This is a genomic window from Alteromonas nitratireducens, assembly GCF_040812025.1.
Lineage (GTDB): Bacteria > Pseudomonadota > Gammaproteobacteria > Enterobacterales > Alteromonadaceae > Alteromonas > Alteromonas nitratireducens.
On record NZ_JBFNPK010000012.1, the window covers coordinates 64738 to 85426 of the forward strand.

Annotated in this window: 19 protein-coding genes; 15 read left to right on the top strand and 4 right to left on the bottom strand. The window is 53.4% G+C overall.

Going from position 1 to position 20689, the window contains the following annotated elements:
* Positions 1–5 precede the first annotated feature (5 nt).
* The 8 genes from AB1N33_RS11550 to AB1N33_RS11585 all read left to right on the top strand — a co-directional run bounded on the left by AB1N33_RS11550 (position 6) and on the right by AB1N33_RS11585 (position 7563).
* On the top strand, positions 6–1055 hold the full coding sequence (locus AB1N33_RS11550; protein ID WP_411271702.1) for a MucB/RseB C-terminal domain-containing protein: 1050 nt from the start codon (positions 6–8) through the stop codon (positions 1053–1055).
* Positions 1052–1504 carry a SoxR reducing system RseC family protein gene (locus AB1N33_RS11555; RefSeq protein ID WP_411271703.1) on the top strand — a complete coding sequence of 151 codons (453 nt, stop codon included), beginning with the start codon at positions 1052–1054 and terminating at the stop codon, positions 1502–1504. The genes AB1N33_RS11550 and AB1N33_RS11555 overlap by 4 nt, the downstream gene beginning before the upstream one ends.
* A gap of 291 nt (positions 1505–1795) precedes the next feature.
* Positions 1796–3592 carry a translation elongation factor 4 gene (lepA, locus tag AB1N33_RS11560; RefSeq protein ID WP_411271704.1) on the top strand — a complete coding sequence of 599 codons (1797 nt, stop codon included), beginning with the start codon at positions 1796–1798 and terminating at the stop codon, positions 3590–3592.
* Positions 3592–4497: a signal peptidase I gene (gene lepB / locus AB1N33_RS11565; RefSeq protein ID WP_411271705.1), complete on the top strand. Its 906-nt coding sequence runs from the start codon at positions 3592–3594 to the stop codon at positions 4495–4497. The genes lepA and lepB overlap by 1 nt, the downstream gene beginning before the upstream one ends.
* The gene (gene rnc / locus AB1N33_RS11570) at positions 4497–5183 is read left to right on the top strand and encodes a ribonuclease III (protein ID WP_411271743.1); all 687 of its coding nucleotides are present in this window, start codon (positions 4497–4499) and stop codon (positions 5181–5183) included. Before lepB ends, rnc begins: the two co-directional genes overlap by 1 nt.
* Positions 5170–6087 carry a GTPase Era gene (gene era, locus AB1N33_RS11575; protein ID WP_411271706.1) on the top strand — a complete coding sequence of 306 codons (918 nt, stop codon included), beginning with the start codon at positions 5170–5172 and terminating at the stop codon, positions 6085–6087. The genes rnc and era overlap by 14 nt, the downstream gene beginning before the upstream one ends.
* A 42-nt stretch (positions 6088–6129) precedes the next feature.
* Positions 6130–6768 carry a pyridoxamine 5'-phosphate oxidase gene (gene pdxH / locus AB1N33_RS11580; protein WP_411271707.1) on the top strand — a complete coding sequence of 213 codons (639 nt, stop codon included), beginning with the start codon at positions 6130–6132 and terminating at the stop codon, positions 6766–6768.
* Between the two features lie 12 nt (positions 6769–6780).
* Positions 6781–7563, top strand: coding sequence for a TatD family hydrolase (locus AB1N33_RS11585; protein ID WP_411271708.1), 783 nt, complete (start codon positions 6781–6783; stop codon positions 7561–7563).
* Here AB1N33_RS11585 and AB1N33_RS11590 read toward each other — a convergent pair.
* Complete coding sequence (locus tag AB1N33_RS11590; protein ID WP_411271709.1) at positions 7537–8193, bottom strand: hypothetical protein; 657 nt, start codon at positions 8191–8193, stop codon at positions 7537–7539. The two genes, AB1N33_RS11585 and AB1N33_RS11590, sit on opposite strands and share 27 nt — an antisense overlap.
* A 110-nt stretch (positions 8194–8303) precedes the next feature.
* Between AB1N33_RS11590 and serB the strand changes: the two genes are divergently transcribed.
* Positions 8304–9332 carry a phosphoserine phosphatase SerB gene (serB, locus tag AB1N33_RS11595; protein WP_411271710.1) on the top strand — a complete coding sequence of 343 codons (1029 nt, stop codon included), beginning with the start codon at positions 8304–8306 and terminating at the stop codon, positions 9330–9332.
* On the opposite strand, the gene AB1N33_RS11600 is transcribed toward serB, so the two are convergent.
* Entirely contained in the window at positions 9333–11861 is a 2529-nt protein-coding gene (locus tag AB1N33_RS11600; protein WP_411271711.1) for a PilZ domain-containing protein, read from the bottom strand.
* Between the two features lie 169 nt (positions 11862–12030).
* Between AB1N33_RS11600 and radA the strand changes: the two genes are divergently transcribed.
* A complete protein-coding gene (gene radA / locus AB1N33_RS11605; RefSeq protein WP_411271712.1) occupies positions 12031–13398 on the top strand; it encodes a DNA repair protein RadA in 1368 nt (455 codons plus the stop codon).
* On the opposite strand, the gene AB1N33_RS11610 is transcribed toward radA, so the two are convergent.
* A complete protein-coding gene (locus tag AB1N33_RS11610; RefSeq protein WP_411271713.1) occupies positions 13374–13787 on the bottom strand; it encodes a PilZ domain-containing protein in 414 nt (137 codons plus the stop codon). The two genes, radA and AB1N33_RS11610, sit on opposite strands and share 25 nt — an antisense overlap.
* A gap of 161 nt (positions 13788–13948) precedes the next feature.
* Positions 13949–15619, bottom strand: a complete 1671-nt coding sequence (ettA, locus tag AB1N33_RS11615) for an energy-dependent translational throttle protein EttA (RefSeq protein WP_411271714.1) — start codon at positions 15617–15619, stop codon at positions 13949–13951.
* Between the two features lie 214 nt (positions 15620–15833).
* On the opposite strand from ettA, the gene lpxD reads away from it, so the two are divergent.
* The 5 genes from lpxD to AB1N33_RS11640 all read left to right on the top strand — a co-directional run bounded on the left by lpxD (position 15834) and on the right by AB1N33_RS11640 (position 20669).
* The gene (gene lpxD / locus AB1N33_RS11620) at positions 15834–16865 is read left to right on the top strand and encodes a UDP-3-O-(3-hydroxymyristoyl)glucosamine N-acyltransferase (RefSeq protein ID WP_411271715.1); all 1032 of its coding nucleotides are present in this window, start codon (positions 15834–15836) and stop codon (positions 16863–16865) included.
* A gap of 216 nt (positions 16866–17081) precedes the next feature.
* Positions 17082–18341 carry a serine hydroxymethyltransferase gene (gene glyA / locus AB1N33_RS11625; protein WP_411271716.1) on the top strand — a complete coding sequence of 420 codons (1260 nt, stop codon included), beginning with the start codon at positions 17082–17084 and terminating at the stop codon, positions 18339–18341.
* Between the two features lie 53 nt (positions 18342–18394).
* A complete protein-coding gene (gene nrdR / locus AB1N33_RS11630) occupies positions 18395–18844 on the top strand; it encodes a transcriptional regulator NrdR (RefSeq protein ID WP_411271717.1) in 450 nt (149 codons plus the stop codon).
* A gap of 25 nt (positions 18845–18869) precedes the next feature.
* Complete coding sequence (gene ribD / locus AB1N33_RS11635) at positions 18870–19988, top strand: bifunctional diaminohydroxyphosphoribosylaminopyrimidine deaminase/5-amino-6-(5-phosphoribosylamino)uracil reductase RibD (RefSeq protein ID WP_411271718.1); 1119 nt, start codon at positions 18870–18872, stop codon at positions 19986–19988.
* Positions 19989–20006: 18 nt separating this feature from the next.
* Complete coding sequence (locus AB1N33_RS11640) at positions 20007–20669, top strand: riboflavin synthase (RefSeq protein ID WP_411271719.1); 663 nt, start codon at positions 20007–20009, stop codon at positions 20667–20669.
* The last annotated feature ends 20 nt before the right edge of the window (positions 20670–20689 follow it).

Below are 20689 nucleotides of genomic sequence, written 5' to 3' on the forward strand. Positions count from 1 at the left end.
CAGTTATGCAGTTAACCCAATTCCTCAGCGCGTCAGCGGTCTCAGGCCGCTGGCGCGCTTTTGTTTTCAGTGCATTGGCGCTGCTCCCGGGCGTCGGCCTGGCCCAGACTCAGGACGAGGAGGCAGCGCCTCCGGTTAGCGTAGTCAGTGATGAACGCCGGGATCTCAGTACCACTGAATGGCTTCAGCGCCTGGCCTATGTCACCCAGCATCTGAATTTTCAGGTGTCCTTCGTTCAAAGCCGTATGGGCGGGGAAACCATCCCGTATCTGTGGCGACATGCGCGGCTGGAAGACGGTCAGGCGATGGAACAGCTGAATTTACAGAACGGCCCTGGCCGTGAATTGATTCGTGTTGGCGATGTGGTCAGCGTGTTCGAACCTGACGTTCCGCCGTACAGTCTGCGTTCAGAGCATATCAGTGGTCCCATACCCAGTGAGTTGCTGTACCATCCGGAAGCGCTTAAAGCCGGCTATGAGTTTGTCAGCGTAGGGCGGGCACGTGTTGCCGGACGACCAGCGCAACAAATTCGCATTGTCAGCCGCGATAACAGCCGGTTTAGCTATCAGTTGTGGCTGGATGAAGAGACCGGCATGTTGTTAAAGCTGAATATGCTGGATTTACAGGGCGCGCTGCTTGAGCAGATCCAGGTTACCTCACTGAGTATTCAGGATAGGCCGCATGATTATTTTTCTCGCGTAAACCCCGCTTCTTTGCCCAAGCCCATGGCAATGACCCCCATTCAGCCGCGCCCTCATGCCTGGGAGGTAGATTATCTGCCCAGCGGAATGGTTGAAGTCAGACGGGATATTCGCCGACTGGCACTGACCGGTCAGGTGGTAGAGTACAAAATGTTCAGTGACGGTCTGGTTGACGTGTCAGTTTACGTTCAGCCCGCTACCGACGCGCTGGGCACCGATCTGGTACTGCGTCATGATCTGAATACCTTCCTGACACTGACGGACGGGAAAGCTCAGGTCACCGTGGTGGGTGAAATTCCGCTGAAAACCGCGAATGCGATTGCCACATCGCTGTCATCGAGGCCGCCACAATGATGGTAGAAACCGCACGCGTGATTGCGGTTGACGGTGATGAGATTACCGTTGAAGCCGCGATCAAGACGACCTGTAATGCCTGTCAGGCGCAATCCGATTGTGGAACCGGTGCTATCGCGAAAGCCATCGCACCAAAATCACAACAACTGACGTTTAAAACCCCGGTCGCAGTCAGCGTGGGGGATGAAGTTAATGTCGGTATTCCGGAGCAGGGCATCATGCTCGCGTCGGCGCTGCTGTATGTTGTGCCCCTGCTGGTTCTGGTTATTAGTGCGGTGCTGCTCGAGCGGTGGTTCGGATTGCCGGGTAGCGGGGGGGATCTGGTGGTGTTTGCAGGCAGCTCACTTGCCACCCTTGCATCGTTTGTTGCCATTTCCCGCCATTTGAAAAAAATGGACAAAGGCCGGTTTCAGCCGGTCCTTATCAGCAAGCAGTCACCATCAGAGTAAATACCGGTGGCCGACACCGGTAACCCAGCTTGCCAGAAATTCCTGTCAGCCTCACTCCGATATTCGCTTTTAGCGGCATAAATAGGTAAAATCCACGCGCGTTGTTCCATGATGCCGGAAAAATCCGCGTAATGAACAATGACAACTGATGGCGCTAAGTGGCTGTCAGCAGGCAGACGGCGTGGTGAGTATAACCACATGAGCGCGTGCCCGGGTGGCGTGGCGTGAACATTTGATTATGCTTACAAGCCCTATTTTGTTAATAATTTTCCGCAGGTGTTTTCCAGCTTTATGCAACAATCCCATATTCGTAATTTCAGCATTATTGCGCATATCGACCATGGCAAGTCGACCCTCTCCGATCGTCTTATTCAGCATTGTGGCGGTCTTTCCGACCGGGAAATGGCTGAACAGGTTCTCGACTCAATGGATCTTGAGCGTGAACGAGGCATTACCATTAAAGCGCAGAGCGTGACGCTGAACTACACCGCCCGTGATGGTGAAACGTACCAGCTTAACTTCATTGATACGCCCGGACACGTTGACTTTACCTATGAAGTATCCCGTTCGCTGGCAGCCTGTGAAGGTGCGCTGCTGGTCGTCGATGCGGGACAGGGCGTGGAAGCACAAACCCTCGCAAACTGTTATACCGCCATTGAGATGGATATGGAGGTTGTGCCGGTTCTGAACAAAATTGATTTGCCTCAGGCTGAGCCGGATCGCGTGGCCGAAGAGATTGAGGACATTGTCGGTATTGATGCCGTGGATGCAGTACGCTGCTCTGCCAAAACGGGTGTTGGTATTGAAGATGTGCTGGAAGTGATCGTCAACAAAATACCGCCACCACAGGGTGAGCGCGATGCACCGCTGCGCGCGCTGATTATTGACTCGTGGTTTGACAATTACCAGGGCGTAGTGTCACTGGTCCGCATCATGGAAGGCGAGCTGAACACCAAAGACAAGATCAAGCTGATGTCGAACGGCCAGGTTCATCAGGTTGACAAGCTGGGCGTATTCACTCCCAAAGCACTCGAGACCCAGACCCTGCGTGCAGGTGAAGTGGGCTTTATTATCGCCGGGGTCAAGGACATTACCGGCGCTCCCGTGGGTGATACGATCACGACTGCGCGTAATGCTGCCGAGACGCCGCTGCCAGGGTTCAAGAAGATTAAACCACAGGTTTACGCCGGTATTTTCCCGATAAGCTCAGATGATTATGAAGATTTTCGTGACGCCCTGGCCAAGCTCAGCCTGAATGATGCGTCACTGTTCTATGAGCCTGAAAGCTCTGCCGCGCTGGGCTTTGGCTTCCGTGTTGGTTTCCTCGGCATGCTTCACATGGAAATCATCCAGGAGCGTCTTGAACGTGAATATGATCTGGGGCTGATTACCACCGCGCCGACGGTAATTTACGAAGTGGTGACAACTAAAGGTGAAACCGTCAGCGTCGATAACCCGTCAAACCTGCCGCCGGTCAACGAAATTGCTGAGATCCGCGAGCCGCTGGTTGAGGCGAATATTCTGGTGCCGCAGGAATTTCTCGGTAACGTGATCACGCTGTGTGTCGAAAAACGTGGCGTACAGACAAACATGACCTACCACGGAAAACAGGTCGCGGTTACCTATGAACTGCCGATGGCTGAAGTGGTACTGGACTTCTTTGACCGTCTTAAATCAACCAGCCGTGGCTTTGCGTCACTGGATTATAATTTTAAGCGTTTCCAGGTGTCTGACATGGTGCGGGTGGATATCCTGATTAATGGCGAACGGGTGGACGCGCTGGCAATGATCACACACCGTGACAATGCCCAGTCACGCGGTCGCGAGCTGGTTGAAAAACTACGCGAGCTGATTCCGCGTCAGATGTTTGATATTGCCATTCAGGCTGCTATTGGTAACCACATTATTGCGCGCTCTACCGTTAAGCAACTGCGCAAAAACGTGATTGCGAAGTGTTACGGTGGTGACGTCAGCCGTAAGAAAAAGCTGCTGCAGAAGCAAAAAGAAGGGAAGAAGCGAATGAAGCAGATTGGTAATGTGGAATTACCGCAGGATGCATTCCTTGCCGTGCTCAAGGTAGGTAAGTAATGGCTAACTATTTTTCCCTGCTGCTGGTTGCTCTGACACTGATTACCGGTCTGATCTGGCTGCTGGATAGTCTGGTGTTTGCGCCAAAACGTAAAGCGCGTCTGCAGGCAACCGCAAGTTCTGAGGGCGCGGCATTTGCCGAGGCGCCGCCACCGCCGTACCTGGTGGACACTGCGCAGCAAATTTTTCCGGTGATTGCTTTTGTTCTGGTATTACGCTCATTTCTTTATGAGCCATTTCAGATCCCGTCGGGCTCAATGATGCCGACGCTGCTGGTGGGCGACTTCATTCTGGTTGAGAAGTACGCCTATGGTATAAAGGATCCGGTGTTTCGTACCAAGCTGATTGAGACCGGAACGCCTGAGCGTGGTGATGTGGTGGTATTTAAATACCCGGAAGATCCGAATATTGACTACATCAAGCGTGTTGTTGGTTTACCGGGGGATACCGTGGTTTATCAGAACAAACAGGTATTGATTAAACCATCGTGTGAGCGTGAGCCAACGCGCTGTGATACGCTTGAGCCGGTTGCCCTTGAATTTGTATCTCGTGGTGACTTCGTACAAAACATGGCGCCGCTGATGCGCTATACCGAAACCCTCGGTAACGTGACACATGACATTTTACGCCATCCGTTGCGCGACATTCCGCCCAGCCACTTCTTCACTCAGCCGGGGACGCGCAGCAATGAGTGGATTGTGCCACCGGGCCATTATTTTGTGTTAGGTGATAACCGCGACAACAGCCGCGACAGCCGTTTCTGGGGTTTTGTGCCCGATGACAACCTGGTAGGGCAGGCAGTCGCAATCTGGATCAGCTTCGAATTTGAACGTACTGCGGACAGCTGGTTGCCAAGCTGGGTACCGACCGGCGTGCGCTTTGAGCGTATAGGTGGCATTGAGTGATGCAGGGCATCGACACGTTTGCACCGCTCTACAAAGCGATTGGTTACACCTTCAGCGATACCGCGTTATTAACGCAGGCACTGACACACCGCAGTGCTGCTAAAAAGCACAACGAACGCCTGGAGTTTCTGGGTGACGCCATCCTGGGGATGGTCATCGCAGAAAAGCTGTTTGCCACCTTTCCGGATGTTCCTGAGGGGAAACTCACGCGCATGCGCGCTACGCTGGTCAAAGGGGAAACCCTGGCCGAGCTGGCTCGGGAAGCGTCAATGGGACCGCTAATTAAACTCGGTCCCGGTGAGCTGAAAAGTGGCGGGCACCGCCGTAGCTCGATTCTGGCTGACGCGGTTGAGGCGGTGCTGGGCGCGATTTATCTTGAAGCGGGGTTTGAGACGACCCGTGATGTGATCCTGTCGCTATGGAAATCGCGGATTGAACAGCTTGATCCTAATGCTCATCCAAAAGACAGTAAAACCCGTCTGCAGGAATTTCTGCAGTCAAGAAAACGCCCGCTGCCCGACTACGATGTGTTATCTGTGACCGGTAAGGACCACGACCAGACCTTTACCGTTTCCTGTCAGGTTTCACTGCTGGATTCGCCGGTAACCGGCACCGGTAACAGCCGTCGTAAGGCCGAGCAACAGGCCGCCAAAAAAGCACTGGAGGCACTCAGTGACAAGTTCTGAACAGACAACCTATTGTGGTTTGGTCGCCATCGTCGGACGCCCTAATGTGGGCAAGTCGACCCTGCTTAACCGTCTGCTCGGGCAAAAAGTGAGTATCACGTCACGCAAGCCGCAGACTACACGGCACCGTATTCTGGGTATTGATACCGAAGGCAACCGCCAGACCGTGTACGTCGATACGCCCGGACTGCACAAAGAAGAAAAGCGCGCGATTAACCGTTACATGAACCGGGCTGCCTCAAGCTCACTGGCTGATGTGGGCGTGGTACTGTTTGTGGTCGAAGGCACCCGCTGGACCGACGATGATGAGATGGTGCTGAATAAGGTGAAAGCGTCAGGATTGCCGTGCTATCTGATCGTCAATAAAGTCGACAAGGTCGAGGATAAAGAAGCCCTGATGTTGCAACTGCAGAGCCTGTCGCAGGAACATACCTTTGAGCATATCGTGCCGGTCAGTGCTAAGAACGGTAAAATGGTGGATGACCTGCGTGAGCTGGTGTTTGCGAGTTTGCCGGAGAGTGCGTTCTACTTCCCCGAAGACTATATAACTGACCGTTCCAGCCGCTTTATGGCCGCAGAAATCATTCGCGAAAAGCTGATGCGTTTTACCGGCGATGAGCTGCCGTACGCAACCACGGTAGAAATTGAGCAATTCAAGCAAACCGAGACCGGCGTATTTCGTATCAGTGGTCTTATCCTGGTTGAGCGCGAGTCACAAAAACGCATGGTCATCGGTAAAGGTGGGAAACAACTGAAAACCATTGGTGAACAGGCTCGCAAAGATATGGAAAAGCTGTTCGATACCAAAGTGTTTCTTGAGCTCTGGGTAAAAGTTAAGCAGGGCTGGGCCGATGATGAGCGCGCGTTGCGTTCACTCGGCTACGATAACGATACTATGCTCTGATAATGCGTTGCTAAGGCGCCACGGATACGAGGGTGAGTGATTATGGCTATTTCTGATATGCGTCGGCAGTACTCGATGGGAACACTGGATGAGGCAGATTTAACCGAGCATCCGATAACCCTGTTCAAACGCTGGCTGGATGATGCGATTAAGGCAGATATTCCTGATCCGACCGCAATGACGGTGGCGACGGTCTCAGAGGACGGCCAGCCTTCACAGCGGATTGTGCTGCTTAAGGAAGTGGATGAGCAGGGCTTTGTCTTCTTTACCAATCTGGGCAGCCGAAAAGCAAAAGAGCTGTCGGCTAACCCCAAAATCTCGCTGCATTTCCCCTGGTTTTTCATGGAGCGTCAGGTGCGTGTCTGCGGCACGGCCGAACGCATGTCGCTGAAAGAAAACGCGTCGTACTTCTTCTCGCGTCCCAAAGACAGCCAGCTCGCGGCGTATGCGTCACGTCAGAGTCAGCCCATTTCGACCCGAGAGCTGTTAATGACGCAGTTCAGCCAGTTGAAACAGAAGTTCGCCGACAAAGCCTTGCCGGTACCGGATTTCTGGGGCGGATTTCGGATTCGCCCGCACCAGATGGAATTCTGGCAAGGCGGAGAGCATCGCCTGCATGACCGTTTCGAGTTTAATCTTGAGGCGGATGGCAGCTGGACACATCAGCGCCTGATGCCCTGAGCCGGCGCAGGCATGATAGACAGTCACTGCCATCTCGACCTCAACAGTTTTGCCCAGGACGTTGATGACGTTCTGCACCGCAGCCGTCAGGCCGGTGTTACCCGTTTTCTTATCCCCGGTACCACGGAGTCAGGCTGGCGACGACAGGCTGTGTTGGCCGAACAGCATGACGATATCGACATTGCGCTGGGCCTGCATCCGTATTTTCTTGCCAGTGACGATAGCGCACTCAAAGCCCAGCTCATTGCCCTTGAGCATGCGCTGGCGTCACCGCCCGCTGCGCTGGTCGCAATCGGTGAAACGGGGATCGACGGCGTCGTTAATGTGCCGGTAGCGTGCCAGATGACGGCGTTGCAACGTCAGCTTGAGCTGGCACAGGCGACAGGACTACCGGTAATCCTGCACCATCGTAAAAGTCACCATTTGCTGCAACAGGTATTAGCGACATCGCGTTTTACCCAAGGCGGCGTTATCCATGCGTTTTCCGGCAGTATCGACATCGCCCGGTTTTATATCGACCAGGGTTTTTTGCTGGGCGTTGGTGGCACGGTTACGTATCCGCGAGGAGAGAAAACCCGACGAAGTCTGGCGTCGGTATCACTCGAACATGTGCTGCTAGAGACTGACGCGCCCGATATGCCGATGTGCGGGCGCCAGGGAAAGCGTAACTCACCTGAATATCTTGGTGATGTCGTACCGGTGCTGTCGAGGGTGTTTGAGGTCAGCGATGATGCCGTCATTGCGCAGACCACAGCGAACTATCATCGCTTATTTCGACGCCATTTCAGCGCGTAACTTACGTAAATGACGCAGATACCAGTATTTGCTTTTGTAAATGCCGCGGGTCAGATAAATCGCCACCAGTACTGCCAGCAGGATAATGCCGGTAACCAGTTTCACCAGCTGTTGCCTCAGTGCATCAGGCTGGGCCAGCGTCAGTTCCCTGTCCATCAACAACTGCAGGTAGCCTGCAAGCTCGCCCTGATCATTGCTGATATTGCGCAGGAAGGTAACCGGGGAGGCGGCCAGCATAGCCGGACTGACAAGATCTGCCTTGTCGCCGGCGGTTGCGAGTTGTTCGCCCCGTGCATTATAAACGGTAGCGCTGATGACAAATGGATCCTGATTGACCACGTCAAGCAGCGCATCAATCGCCTTCACGTCGCCATTGCTGGTTGCATCCCTGAGCAGAGCCGCATACTGAAAACTCAGCGCGGTGCCGGGCTGCGTCAGGTGAAGACGACTCCACTGACTATGGTATTCGGTGATAAGCCCATACAGCGCAACAGCAATGGAGAGCGCACCGGTAATCACCAGCAAGTGGATGATCCGCTTGAGTACAGTGAAACGCGTATGTCGCCGGCGCGACTGCAGGCGGCGCCGGTTTGACTGATCATACGGTGCGGATTGTCCAGTTGACGGCATAACACGCCTTCTCCGGGAGAGTGAAACCATACGGTCAAGCTAGGTGAAATTAAAAAAAAAGCCAAGTGTTATTTCACTTAGTACAGGCATTCGCTAGGATGTCGGCTTTGATGTTTTTACAGACAGACTGTACCTCCATGCCAGATAACCTTGCTTTTTCTTGTGCCCGGGATGCCGGCGCGTTTTTTAGTGCAGCACCAAAAACATACGATACGGCGCGTCAGGAATGGCTGCCTGGCGAACACGCTCCGTCTGACGCAAACGCCGTCCTGACCGTGTTTGGTCAGGCCATCAACCAGGCAATGCTTGAACACGTCATCAGCGCGCTGAAAGAAACGGTTGTGTGCCATCAGGTGCGTTGTCATTCTTTACATGGTCACTATGGTGACAGTGTGTTTGTTATTACCTGTTCTGTCGCTGATGTCGCCGCCGCAAAAGCAGCATTGCACCCGCTGGCAGACCGCTGGCGTATTGAACTGGTACTGCAGACAACCCAGCCAACCTTGTCCTCACCCGGTTTGCTGGTGATGGACATGGACAGCACCCTGATTGAAATGGAATGTATTGATGAGATTGCCAAGCTGGGCGGTGTCGGTGATGAGGTGTCTGCGGTAACCCTGCGTGCTATGCGGGGCGAACTGGATTTTAAAGCCAGTCTGCTGCACCGGGTCTCCTGTCTGAAAGGCATCGATACCAGTCTGCTGGCCGCCCTGCGCGATAGTATTCCACTGATGCCGGGCGCGGCCTTACTGATTAATACACTGAAAGCCAACAACTGGCGAGTGGTGCTGGCGTCAGGCGGCTTTACGTATTTTGCGGATTATCTGTGTGAACGCCTGGGACTTGATTTGGCCGTATCGAACACCCTGGCTGTTGAGGATGGCAGACTGACGGGTGACGTAATTGGCGAGATTGTGGATGCGTCGAAAAAAGCGGAGATTGTGCGCACGCAGGCCGCTGCCTGGCAAATTCCGCATAGTCAGACTATTGCGATGGGCGATGGCGCTAACGACCTGACAATGATGGCAACGGCAGCACTGGGCGTGGCGTGTCACGCCAAACCCAAGGTCAACCAGCAGGCCGATGTTGCGATTTTGCGAAGCGGCCTGCACAGCGTGCTGTATCTGCTGGCGCCCTGATCAGGACTGCAGCAGGGCTTCGATACCGTTTTTCTCGAGCGGGCGCTGCAGGGCAGGCTCGCGATTCTTTTTAATTTCTTCCTGGGCAAAGCCAAAGCGTGTCATCACCTCGTCGGTGACATCAATGAGATGGGCGCAGGCGGCAATACTCCAGAGCTTCTGTTCCAGCTCTTTGGCACGGTGAATGGCATACACACTGACGTAATTGATCTCGGACTGAAGCTGGTCCATATCGGGTTTGCCGGTTGTGGTCAGCATCACGTGCACAGCAATAAACTGGCCACGACTGATGGCTTCCTGAATAAACGCACGGCGCTGGTCATCAGAACTGAACCGGTTTGAGAAGCGCGGGATCACCGCCAGGCGTTTATCATTCTGTGACGGGTCAAATGCCACGTAGAGTTCCTGCCGTATCGGCATGTTTTCAACGCGAACCTGTTTCACCCCATGCTGCACAAATGGGGTGTCCAGTTTGCGGTCACGGAACATGAATTCCAGGTTGAGCTTGTCTCTGTCGGCATGGTGGGTTGCCAGACGGGTCAGTCGGTCATCATGCTTGCCCACAATGCTCACTTCCGGCACGTAGCGCACGCCTTCCTTGCTCAATACAAAAGACAGGGACGTCGCATTGCGCGCGTTAATAACCCTGAGTGCATGCCCGATACCCGGGATCTCTTCCTCATCCGGATAGGCTTTCAGCGAATGCCGGTTGCTCTTTATCAGATCATCAAAGAAATGCCGTGCACTCTGACCCTGCTCGCCCGGTACCGATTTGAGGTGCAGAATGTTTTTCTGGGCGTTGTAATACACAATATTGTATTGCAGCGCCATCACATCATGACTCTTGGTCAGCGCCTGCAGTTTTGGAAATCCAACCTCGACCACGCTGTCGGTGTCATCGGTAAAATCATCAAGCAGTTCGATGCGCAGGCCATGCACAGAAATATCGTCGCTGATCCCTTTGTACTTTCTCAGGCTGCCTTTGACGTTAACCAGAATATCCGAGCGCAACTGGTAACGGGACTCCAGGCGTTGCTCTTCAAACTTGTAGCGAAAGGCTTTGATTTCAGCCGGGGGACGATTGCGAGCGTGACCAAACACCCTCAGATGACTGATTTTGTCGCGGTTAAAGCGTGTCTGGCTGTAGGTATGCTGACCGTCAAGCGACGTCACATCAGTAATATGAATCAGCACCCGCAGGTTTTTAAGTCGCGCCATCAGACGCGGGGCCGGTGGTGAATTGAGCCGTTTAATTTTCGTGCCGACACTGTCTGGTATTGAGAGCGGCGCGTGAGCCTGGTCAGGTGACATGTCGGTCATGACCACTTTGAATACCCTCCAGCTTACTTTCCTGGAACCAAACCCGAAAAACACCGGCTTCAGCAGACTTTGCTTGTTGAGTTCTTCCAGCGATGCGGAATAAAAATAGACTTTGTCGTTCTGCAGGTGTGTGAAGCAATAGACAAACGTTTCCCGCAGCGCTTCCGGTTTAACTGCCAGGGCCTGCATGCGGCTGGCTGAGAGCAGATATCCAAGCCGACAGTTTTCCTGCTCATCCTGCCAGTAGTCGATGATCTCCCGGTTCACATCATTCAGCATGGCGAAGCGGGGGCGCATGACGGTATCAACGACATCCACATACACGGGGAGTGTCGGACTGCGCGGGGAGAAGTACTGTTCACATGACTTATTGATGATGGCATCAATAGTATTGTTCATGTTCACTTTATAGCGACGTTTATTACCGAAGATAAAGTTCTCAAGAAACTGGTCAAAGGCGGCATTCGGGAACTCTTTGGCGCGCCGCAACGCAATGTACTGAATGTCCTTTTTGCGCATGATTTTTACGATGGTATAGGCAATGCCATTTTTCTTGTCCATCGCAAATTCTTCTTCAAAGCCGCGAAAGTGCACGCTGACCCGTTCATTTGGTTTAAACAGCGATTCCTTTGTCAGCTTGACCTGAATTCCCTCTGTTGACACATCGACGGTGATGCCCCGTACCGAATGGTTGCTTTCGTTTGAGAGCTCCACGGCGACAGCAAAGTTCATGCGTTCATTCTGACGCTGGGAGTAATGCAGCAGGTTTATCACCGGCACGGTGTATTTACTCATCATGGCAGCGGTTTTTGCCGCCGGATCATTTTCTTCTGCCTGCTGTTGTTGTTCAGCACGTTCACGCTGAACCCGGAAGTTATTCTCAGTTTTCTGGACGGCCTCATACACGCCAAAGCTGTAATGGCCAAAAATGCGGATCTGCTGTTCAAAGACGTCAATGGCAACAGGATCAAGGTAATGTTTGATGCCGTCGTATTCGTAAAGGCGGCAGTCACCATCAACCTGGCCGCGCAGGTCGATAGAGCGCATGCACGGCTTAGCAAGGCGCTTCACCTCCATCTTAATGAGGAAGCGCTTTTCTTTGGGAAGATCACCGGCAACCTGGCTCAGAATCTGATTAAACTCAGGTTCGTTTACCATAGGTTTGAGTTGCTCGATTATTTCGGCGTACTGCTCAAGATCCTGACTCATTTAGACATTTTACCGTTTATGCTGTTCTTCTTATCGGCTGCCTTTAAAAAAACCGTACCCGGTTTCTATCGCGGGGCGCAGGCCGCGTCTTTTTCGCTGAGGACAGTGCCATCCGAACCGCCTCAATGGTAGGATAGCGCGTCTTAAAGATCAGAGATACCGTTTCGTTATGGCAAAACGCAAATCCGCTTATGTCTGTGCAGATTGCGGCGCAGAATTTCCTCGCTGGCAGGGCCAATGCAGTGAATGCAAAGCGTGGAATACCATTTCAGAGTTTGTAATTTCACCGGCACGTTCATCTTCCCCGACCGGCTTCAGCGGTTATGCCGGGCAGACGACAGCGAAAATTGAACGGCTTGACAGCATCGACCTGCAGGCGTTGCCACGCTTCAGTTCGGGCTTCAAAGAACTCGACCGGGTGCTGGGGGGCGGAATTGTTCCGGGCGCGGCGATGCTGATAGGCGGGTCGCCCGGCGCTGGAAAAAGTACCTTATTGTTACAGGTCATGTGCAAGCTGGCTGCCAGTGAATCAGCACTGTATGTTACCGGGGAGGAGTCGCTGCAGCAGGTAGCGATGCGCGCGAAACGGCTTGGGCTGCCGGACGACAAACTGATGATGCTGGCCGAGACCAACGTGGAAACCATCTGCCAGCTCGCGCTTGAGCAAAAACCCAAAATTATGGTGATTGACTCAATTCAGGTTATGCACGTGGCAGATGTTCAGTCTGCGCCTGGCAGCGTTTCCCAGGTACGCGAAAGCGCTGCTTTCCTGACCCGGTTTGCCAAACAACACCATATCGCCATGTTTATCGTCGGCCATGTGACAAAAGACGGCAACCTGGCAGGCCCGAAGGTGTTAGAGCACTGTATTGACAGTTCGATGATGCTGGAAGGGGAGAGTGACAGCCGTTATCGCACGCTGCGCAGTCACAAGAACCGCTTTGGAGCGGTTAATGAACTGGGCGTGTTTGCAATGACAGAGAAGGGCCTCAAAGAAGTCAGTAACCCATCGGCCATTTTTCTGAGCCGCGGTGAGCAGCAATCACCGGGCTCCAGTGTGATGGTGATCTGGGAAGGCACCCGGCCCCTGCTGGTTGAGATCCAGGCGCTGGTGGATTACTCGCAAATGGCCAATCCCCGGCGGGTTGCAGTTGGGCTTGAACAGAACCGTCTTGCCATGCTACTGGCGGTGCTGCACCGTCACGGCAATGTGCAGATGAATGATCAGGACGTGTTTGTTAACGTGGTGGGCGGTGTGAAGGTGGCCGAAACCAGTGCCGATCTTGCGCTGTTGTTATCAATGGTATCAAGTTTCAGAAACCGCGCTTTGCCTCGCGAGCTGATTGTGTTTGGCGAGGTGGGCCTGGCCGGTGAGATACGCCCGGTGCCTAATGGAACTGAACGCATTATTGAGGCGGCAAAGCACGGCTTTAAACGTGCCATCGTGCCCAAAGCCAATGCGCCGAAGCAGCCGGTAGCGGGATTAACCGTGATCCCGGTCGCGCAGTTGTCTCAGGCGCTCGATGCTCTGGAGTAAATCGCATCAACCAGCGCATCAAGATCGCTGTCTGACAAGGCCATGTCCCGGCTGTTGAGCTCAATCAGCCGGCGCAGCGCTGAGACGCTGTCAATATCACCACGCGCGACGCGACAGCCCAGCATCACCTCGTCATGGCGTGAATCGGTCTGACGGTATAACTGTTCAATATCCAGGGTGATGAGCGGGCTGTCTTTGTTCAGCCTGAAGCTGGCGGTGTAGGGGATATGACTGTCAAACGGCAAAGCCTGCAGACTCGCCTCGCTCGCACTGAGGCGAATGCCTTGTAGGGAAATGTCCTTGACGGTCACCGGCACACTGATTGCCTGGTGCGAGAGAACACCCTCAATATCGAGCTTCACTCTGTGGAAATGTCTTTTATCTGACACGATACCCCCCGTAGCGTCCGGGTTGACGGATCCTCACTTGTGGGTAACGTCAGCGGGCGCCAATTTCTGCCTCACTGTCAGTATTAGCGAGATAAGCGGGTAAATTCAATACATTTAGATGAAAAAAAGGCATGCCGGGTGGCATGCCTTTGTGACGGGATTTACTTTTTGCTGATACGTTTGTACTTCAGACGGTGTGGCTGCACCACATCCTCGCCGTACTCTGATTTAAGCCAGCTTTCGTAATCACTGTAGTTGCCTTCGAAGAAATTAATCTTGCCTTCATCGCGGTAATCCATGATGTGGGTCGCGACGCGGTCAAGGAACCAGCGATCGTGCGAAATTACCATCGCACAGCCAGGGAATTCCAGTAGCGCGTTTTCCAGTGCCCGCAGTGTTTCAACGTCAAGATCGTTGGTCGGTTCGTCAAGCAGCAGCACGTTACCGCCGGCTTTCAGCAGTTTCGCCAGGTGTACCCGGTTACGCTCACCACCGGACAGGTCTTTAATAAACTTCTGCTGATCGGTGCCTTTAAAGTTGAAACGGCTGCAATACGCACGGCTGTTAATTTCAAAGTTACCAATGCGGATGATGTCCTGATCATCGGAAATTTCTTTGTACACCGTGTTGTTTTCGTTCATGTGATCGCGGAACTGCTCAACACTGGCAATATCAACGGTATCGCCAATATCGATGGTGCCCGCATCAGGCTGTTCCTTTCCGGTCAGCATACGGAACAGCGTAGACTTACCGGCACCGTTCGGCCCGATAATACCGACAATTGCACCTTTCGGAACACTGAAGTTCAGGTCGTCAATCAGCACGCGTTCGCCATAAGATTTTTTCAGTCCGCTGACTTCAATGACCTTGTCGCCCAGACGCTCGCCGGGTGGAATAAACAGTTCATTGGTTTCGTTACGCTTCTGGTAATCACCGGTAGACAGTTCCTCAAAGCGCGCCATACGGGCTTTGCTTTTCGCGTGACGTCCCTTCGGGTTAGATCGTACCCATTCCAGTTCCTGCTTAATCGACTTCTGGCGCGCCGACTCAGTGCGCTCTTCCATTTCCAGACGCTTTTCTTTCTGCTCAAGCCAGGAAGAATAGTTGCCTTCCCACGGAATACCCTGACCGCGGTCCAGTTCCAGGATCCAGCCAGCAACATTGTCGAGGAAGTAACGGTCGTGGGTAATGGCCACCACGGTGCCCTCGTAGTCATGCAGGAAACGCTCGAGCCAGGCAACTGATTCTGCATCAAGGTGGTTAGTCGGTTCGTCAAGCAGCAGCATATCGGGTTTCTCAAGCAGTAACCGGCACAATGCTACACGACGGCGCTCACCGCCGGACAATTTGCTGACCTCGGCATCCCAGGGTGGCAGGCGCAGGGCATCGGCCGCGCGCTCCAGCGCATTCTCCAGGTTGTGGCCATCTTTGGCCTGAATGATCGCCTCGAGTTCTCCCTGTTCTTTTGCCAGCGCATCAAAGTCGGCGTCTTCGGCTGCGTATTCCGCGTAAACCTCATCCAGACGTTTCAGCGCGTGCGCAACATCAGCGACCGCCTCTTCAATATTCCCGCGCACATCTTTGCTTTCGTCCAGATGCGGCTCCTGCGGCAGGTAACCAATTTTCAGGCCGGGTTGTGGACGGGCTTCGCCCTCAATGTCGGTATCGACACCCGCCATGATGCGCAGCAGCGTGGATTTACCCGCGCCGTTGAGACCGAGCACACCAATCTTGGCGCCCGGGAAAAAGCTCAGACTGATGTCTTTCAGGATCTGACGATTGGGCGGAACAATTTTTCCTACCCTGTGCATACTGTATACGTATTGTGACATGGATTGTCCTTGCAATGCTGTGAATGCGTTTAAAACAATGGCGGTAGTTTAATCCTTATAGTGGCGGTTGTCGTCGTTAAGCCTGCATTTCGACCATCAGTTGACGAAAAATTATTCACCCTGTCCGTGCCATATGAAGTTTGAAGGGCTTTTCGCGTCATTTTTTACTATTATGCGAACCACTTATCGTTACAAAGACCGCACAGGAATTGAGATGACGGGATTAGAAAAACGCAGTTACAGCCTTGCAGAACTGGCAAAACACGTGGGCGGAGAAGTTCACGGTGACGCCGGTATTCAGATTTCTGCCGTAGGAACGCTTTCCGGCGCACAGGCGCACCAGATTTCTTTTCTGACCAATCCGAAGTACAAGACCCAACTGGCTTCAACTCAGGCCGGCGCGGTTATCCTGCATGAGAAAATGCTGACAGACGCCCCGTGCCCGGCACTGGTTGTGAGTAACCCTCATGCCGCGTTTGCACGCATCAGTCAGTTGTTTGATACCACCCCTGCGGTTGCCAGCGGTATCGCATCCACGGCGGTGATTGCGCCGTCAGCAAACATTGGCAGCAATGTGTCGCTGGGACATCATGTGATCATCGAAGACAACGTAGTATTGGGTGATAACGTCGAGATTGGTGCCAACACGGTGATCCGTCGTGGCACGCGTATTGGCGAAGGCAGTGTCATTCATCCGAATGTGACTATCTACCATGATGTGACAATTGGTAAGCGTGTCACGATTCACAGCCAGACGGTGATTGGCGCCAGTGGTTTTGGATACGCCAATGACAAGGGCGTATGGCTGCCTATTCCTCAGACCGGCTCGGTGGTCATCGGCGATGATTCACAAATTGGTGCGAGCAGCAGTATTGACCGCGGTGCGATGGAAGATACCGTCATCGGCGTGAACGTGATTATCGATAATCAGGTCCAGGTGGGACATAACTGTATCATTGGCGACCATTCGTGCATTTGCGGCGCGACGGGCATTGCAGGCAGCTGCCATATCGGCAGGCATGTCATCATTGGCGGTGGTGTTGGGATCAACGGGCATATCAGTATTTGTGACAATGTGCAGGTGACCGGATACACCATGATTGTTCAGGATATTACAGAGCCGGGCGTGTATTCGTCAGGGCAACCCGCCATGCCAAACACCGACTGGCGCAAAAATGTAATTCGCCTGCGCCAGATCGACGGTCTGTATCAACGCGTGAAAACACTGGAAAAACAGTCTGGCTAACCAGTAAAGTGGCATGGACATCTGTCAACAAAGGGTGCCATGCCGCAATCAGGTCAACAGACCACAAAGCGGTATACATAGCGCCCAAAATGACTAGAATAGGCAACCAGTCAAAAGTTGCTGTCTGTTGACGTGTCATCAGTTATCAGCAGGCCGGGGCGGGGAACACTCCAACGTCCTTCGCAGGCCAAATCTAACCGCAGTTAAGGAGCCTCCATGTTACCTCGTGAAATGAACATTGCTGACTTTGATCCCGAACTGGCCAGTGCCATGGCAAAAGAAGTTGAGCGCCAGGAACAGCACATTGAGCTGATCGCGTCAGAAAACTACTGCAGCCCCCGGGTCATGGAGGCACAAGGCTCGCAGTTAACCAACAAATACGCGGAAGGCTATCCGGGTAAGCGTTATTACGGCGGTTGCGAGTATGTTGATATTGTTGAGCAACTGGCCATCGACCGTGCAAAGCAGTTGTTTGGTGCTGATTATGCGAACGTTCAGCCGCATTCAGGATCGCAGGCTAACTCTGCGGTATTTATGGCCCTGCTGGAAGCCGGTGACACCGTGCTGGGTATGAGCCTGTCAGAAGGCGGACACCTGACGCACGGTGCCCACGTTAACTTCTCTGGTAAGACCTACAACGCCGTGCAGTACGGTCTGAACCATGACACCGGTGAAATTGATTACGAGCAGGTCGAAGCACTGGCGCTGGAACACAAACCAAAAATGATCATTGGCGGTTTCTCTGCCTACTCTGGCATCGTCGACTGGCAGCGTTTCCGTGCGATCGCAGACAAAGTCGGTGCGTACCTGCTGGTCGATATGGCGCACGTCGCCGGTCTGGTCGCGGCGGGCGTGTATCCTAATCCACTGCCGCACGCGCACGTGGTTACCACCACAACCCACAAAACCCTGGCGGGGCCACGCAGCGGGCTTATTCTGTCGTCCTGTGGTGATGAAACGCTGTATAAGAAGTTTAACAGTGCCGTGTTCCCGGGTAATCAGGGTGGTCCACTGTGTCATGTGATTGCAGCTAAAGCGGTGGCCTTTAAAGAAGCGCTGCAGCCTGAATTCAAAACCTACCAGCAGCAAGTGGTTAAAAACGCCAAGGCAATGGTTGAGGTAATGAAGGCGCGTGGTTATAAAATTGTGTCTGGCGGCACCGAAAATCACCTGTTCCTGCTTGACCTGATCGACAAAGACATCACAGGTAAAGACGCGGACGCTGCGCTTGGCCGAGCTAACATTACCGTTAACAAAAACTCGGTACCTAATGATCCGCGTTCACCGTTTGTGACCAGTGGCCTGCGTATCGGCAGCCCGGCAATTACCCGCCGCGGCTTTGGCGAAGAGGAAGCGCGTCAGGTTGCCACCTGGATGTGTGACGTACTCGACAACATGGGTGACGAAAGTGTTGTTGAACGCGTTAAACAGGAAGTCATTGCACTGTGTGCAAAATTCCCTGTCTACGCGGCATAATGAACTTATCGGCACACCGTCCTGGTGTGCCATTAGCCTAACGAGGACGAACCATGTTTTGCCCCTTCTGTTCTGCGCAGGAAACGAAAGTCATTGATTCCCGGCTGGTCGCGGAAGGACATCAGGTTCGTCGTCGCCGGGAATGCGTCATTTGCCATGAGCGCTTTACTACATTTGAAAGTGCCGAACTGGTGATGCCCCGCGTCATTAAGCGGGATGGTTCCCGTGAACCGTTCAATGAAGAAAAACTCAGGGCGGGTCTGCAACGCGCTCTGGAAAAACGCCCGGTCAGCACAGAAAGTATTGAACAGTGTATTTTGTCGATTAAATCTAAATTGCGGGCAACCGGTGAACGTGAGGTCGAAAGCCAGTTTATCGGCAATCTGATCATGGACGCACTGAAAGAGCTCGACAAAGTCGCATACGTGCGCTTTGCCTCGGTTTACCGTTCATTTGAAGATATCCGCGAGTTCGGTGAAGAAATTGCCCGGCTTGGTGATTAATCCGCCGTCTCCCTTAACGGAGTAAATGTTGACGAATCCTGCTGAACGCGATTATTTCTGGATGGCGAAAGCCATACAACTCGCCCGGCGAGGTCTGTATACCACGTCGCCAAACCCCCGCGTCGGCTGCGTTATTGTTGATAGCACCAATACCCTGATAGGAGAAGGTGCGCATCTTCAGGCAGGCACGGCCCATGCGGAAGTACATGCACTGCAACAGACCGGACAGCGTGCAGCGGGTGCCACGGCTTACGTTACCCTTGAACCGTGCAGCCATTTTGGGCGTACTCCTCCGTGCGCCGATGCATTGGTGAAAGCGGGCGTACAGCGTGTTGTCGTTGCAATGACAGATCCCAATCCTGCGGTCAGCGGCCGCGGAATACAGCGGTTAAAAGACGCGGGCATTGACGTTGTCACTGGCGTGATGACCCGGGAGGCGGCCGCATTAAATCCAGGCTTTATCAAACGCATGACCACCGGAAAACCGCTGGTTACCGTCAAAATGGGGATCAGTCTGGATGGTAAAATTGCGTTATCAAACGGCGTGAGTCAGTGGATTACCGGTCCGGAAGCGCGCCGTGATGTGCAGCGTTTACGGGCCCGCAGTTGTGCCGTTCTGACCGGCGCAGGGACCGTCAGGCATGATAACCCCAGTTTGTTAGTCCGCCCTGAGCAGGCCATGTTTAGCGAATATCCGCTCGACATCATCAGGCAACCTGCCAGGGTAGTGGTAGAAGGCGTTAGCCCGCTGCCTGATGCCCGTCAGTGTTTTGATGACGGCTTCAAAACGTATCTGGTTACGACTGATGCGTCGAGGACCGCGGGTGATGCGACGCCACTGGTTGTAGCGGCGCGAGATGGCAGGCCTGATATCACAGCGCTGGTGCAGAAACTGGGTGACCTGCAGTTTAACGAGGTGCTGGTTGAGGCGGGGCCGGGTCTGGCAGGAGCGCTGCTTGCGGCCGGTGAAGTTGACGAGCTGATCTGCTACCAGGCACCTAAGGTTTTGGGGGATAAGGCGCAGTCAATGCTGATTCTGCCCGACTACAGGACGCTGGACGAGGCACCGCTGTTGACCTTAAAAGACACGCGCAGACTCGGGCAGGACATCAGACTACACTATACTGTCGCATCGCCTGCGTAACGCATAAAAGAGGACCCTATGTTTACCGGAATCATTGAAGCAACTGGCACTATTTCAGCGATGGACCGACGCGGCGAAGATGTTCGCCTTACGGTATCGTCCGGCACGCTTGATATGAGCGATGTTAAACTGGGCGACAGCATTGCCACCAATGGCGTATGTCTTACTGTCACTGAGATGGGCGACAATTATTATTGCGCGGATGTGTCAGCGGAAACCCTGCGATTAACCGGCTTTGCCGATTATGCCACGGGCAGCGAAGTGAATCTCGAGAAAGCCATGCGACCGACCGATCGGTTTGGCGGGCATATCGTATCAGGACACGTAGACGGTGTCGGGACCGTATCAGAGCTGATTCATCACACCGATTATGTTGAAATCTGGATTGCTGCCCCGACATCACTGGCGAAATACATTGCCCATAAAGGCAGTATCACAGTAGACGGCATCAGCCTGACGGTGAATAAGGTGGATGGGAATGCGTTCATGCTGTGGATCATTCCGCATACATTAAAAGAAACGGTTATCCGTCATTATAAAAAAGGCACACGTGTGAATCTGGAAGTAGATTTAATTGCACGTTACCTGGAGCGACTGATGCTTGGCGACGCCGCCGCAGAAAGTGACAAGAAGGATATCTCACTGTCTTTTCTGGCAGAGCACGGCTTTTTAAAAAAATAAACCCTATAAGAAACTCACAC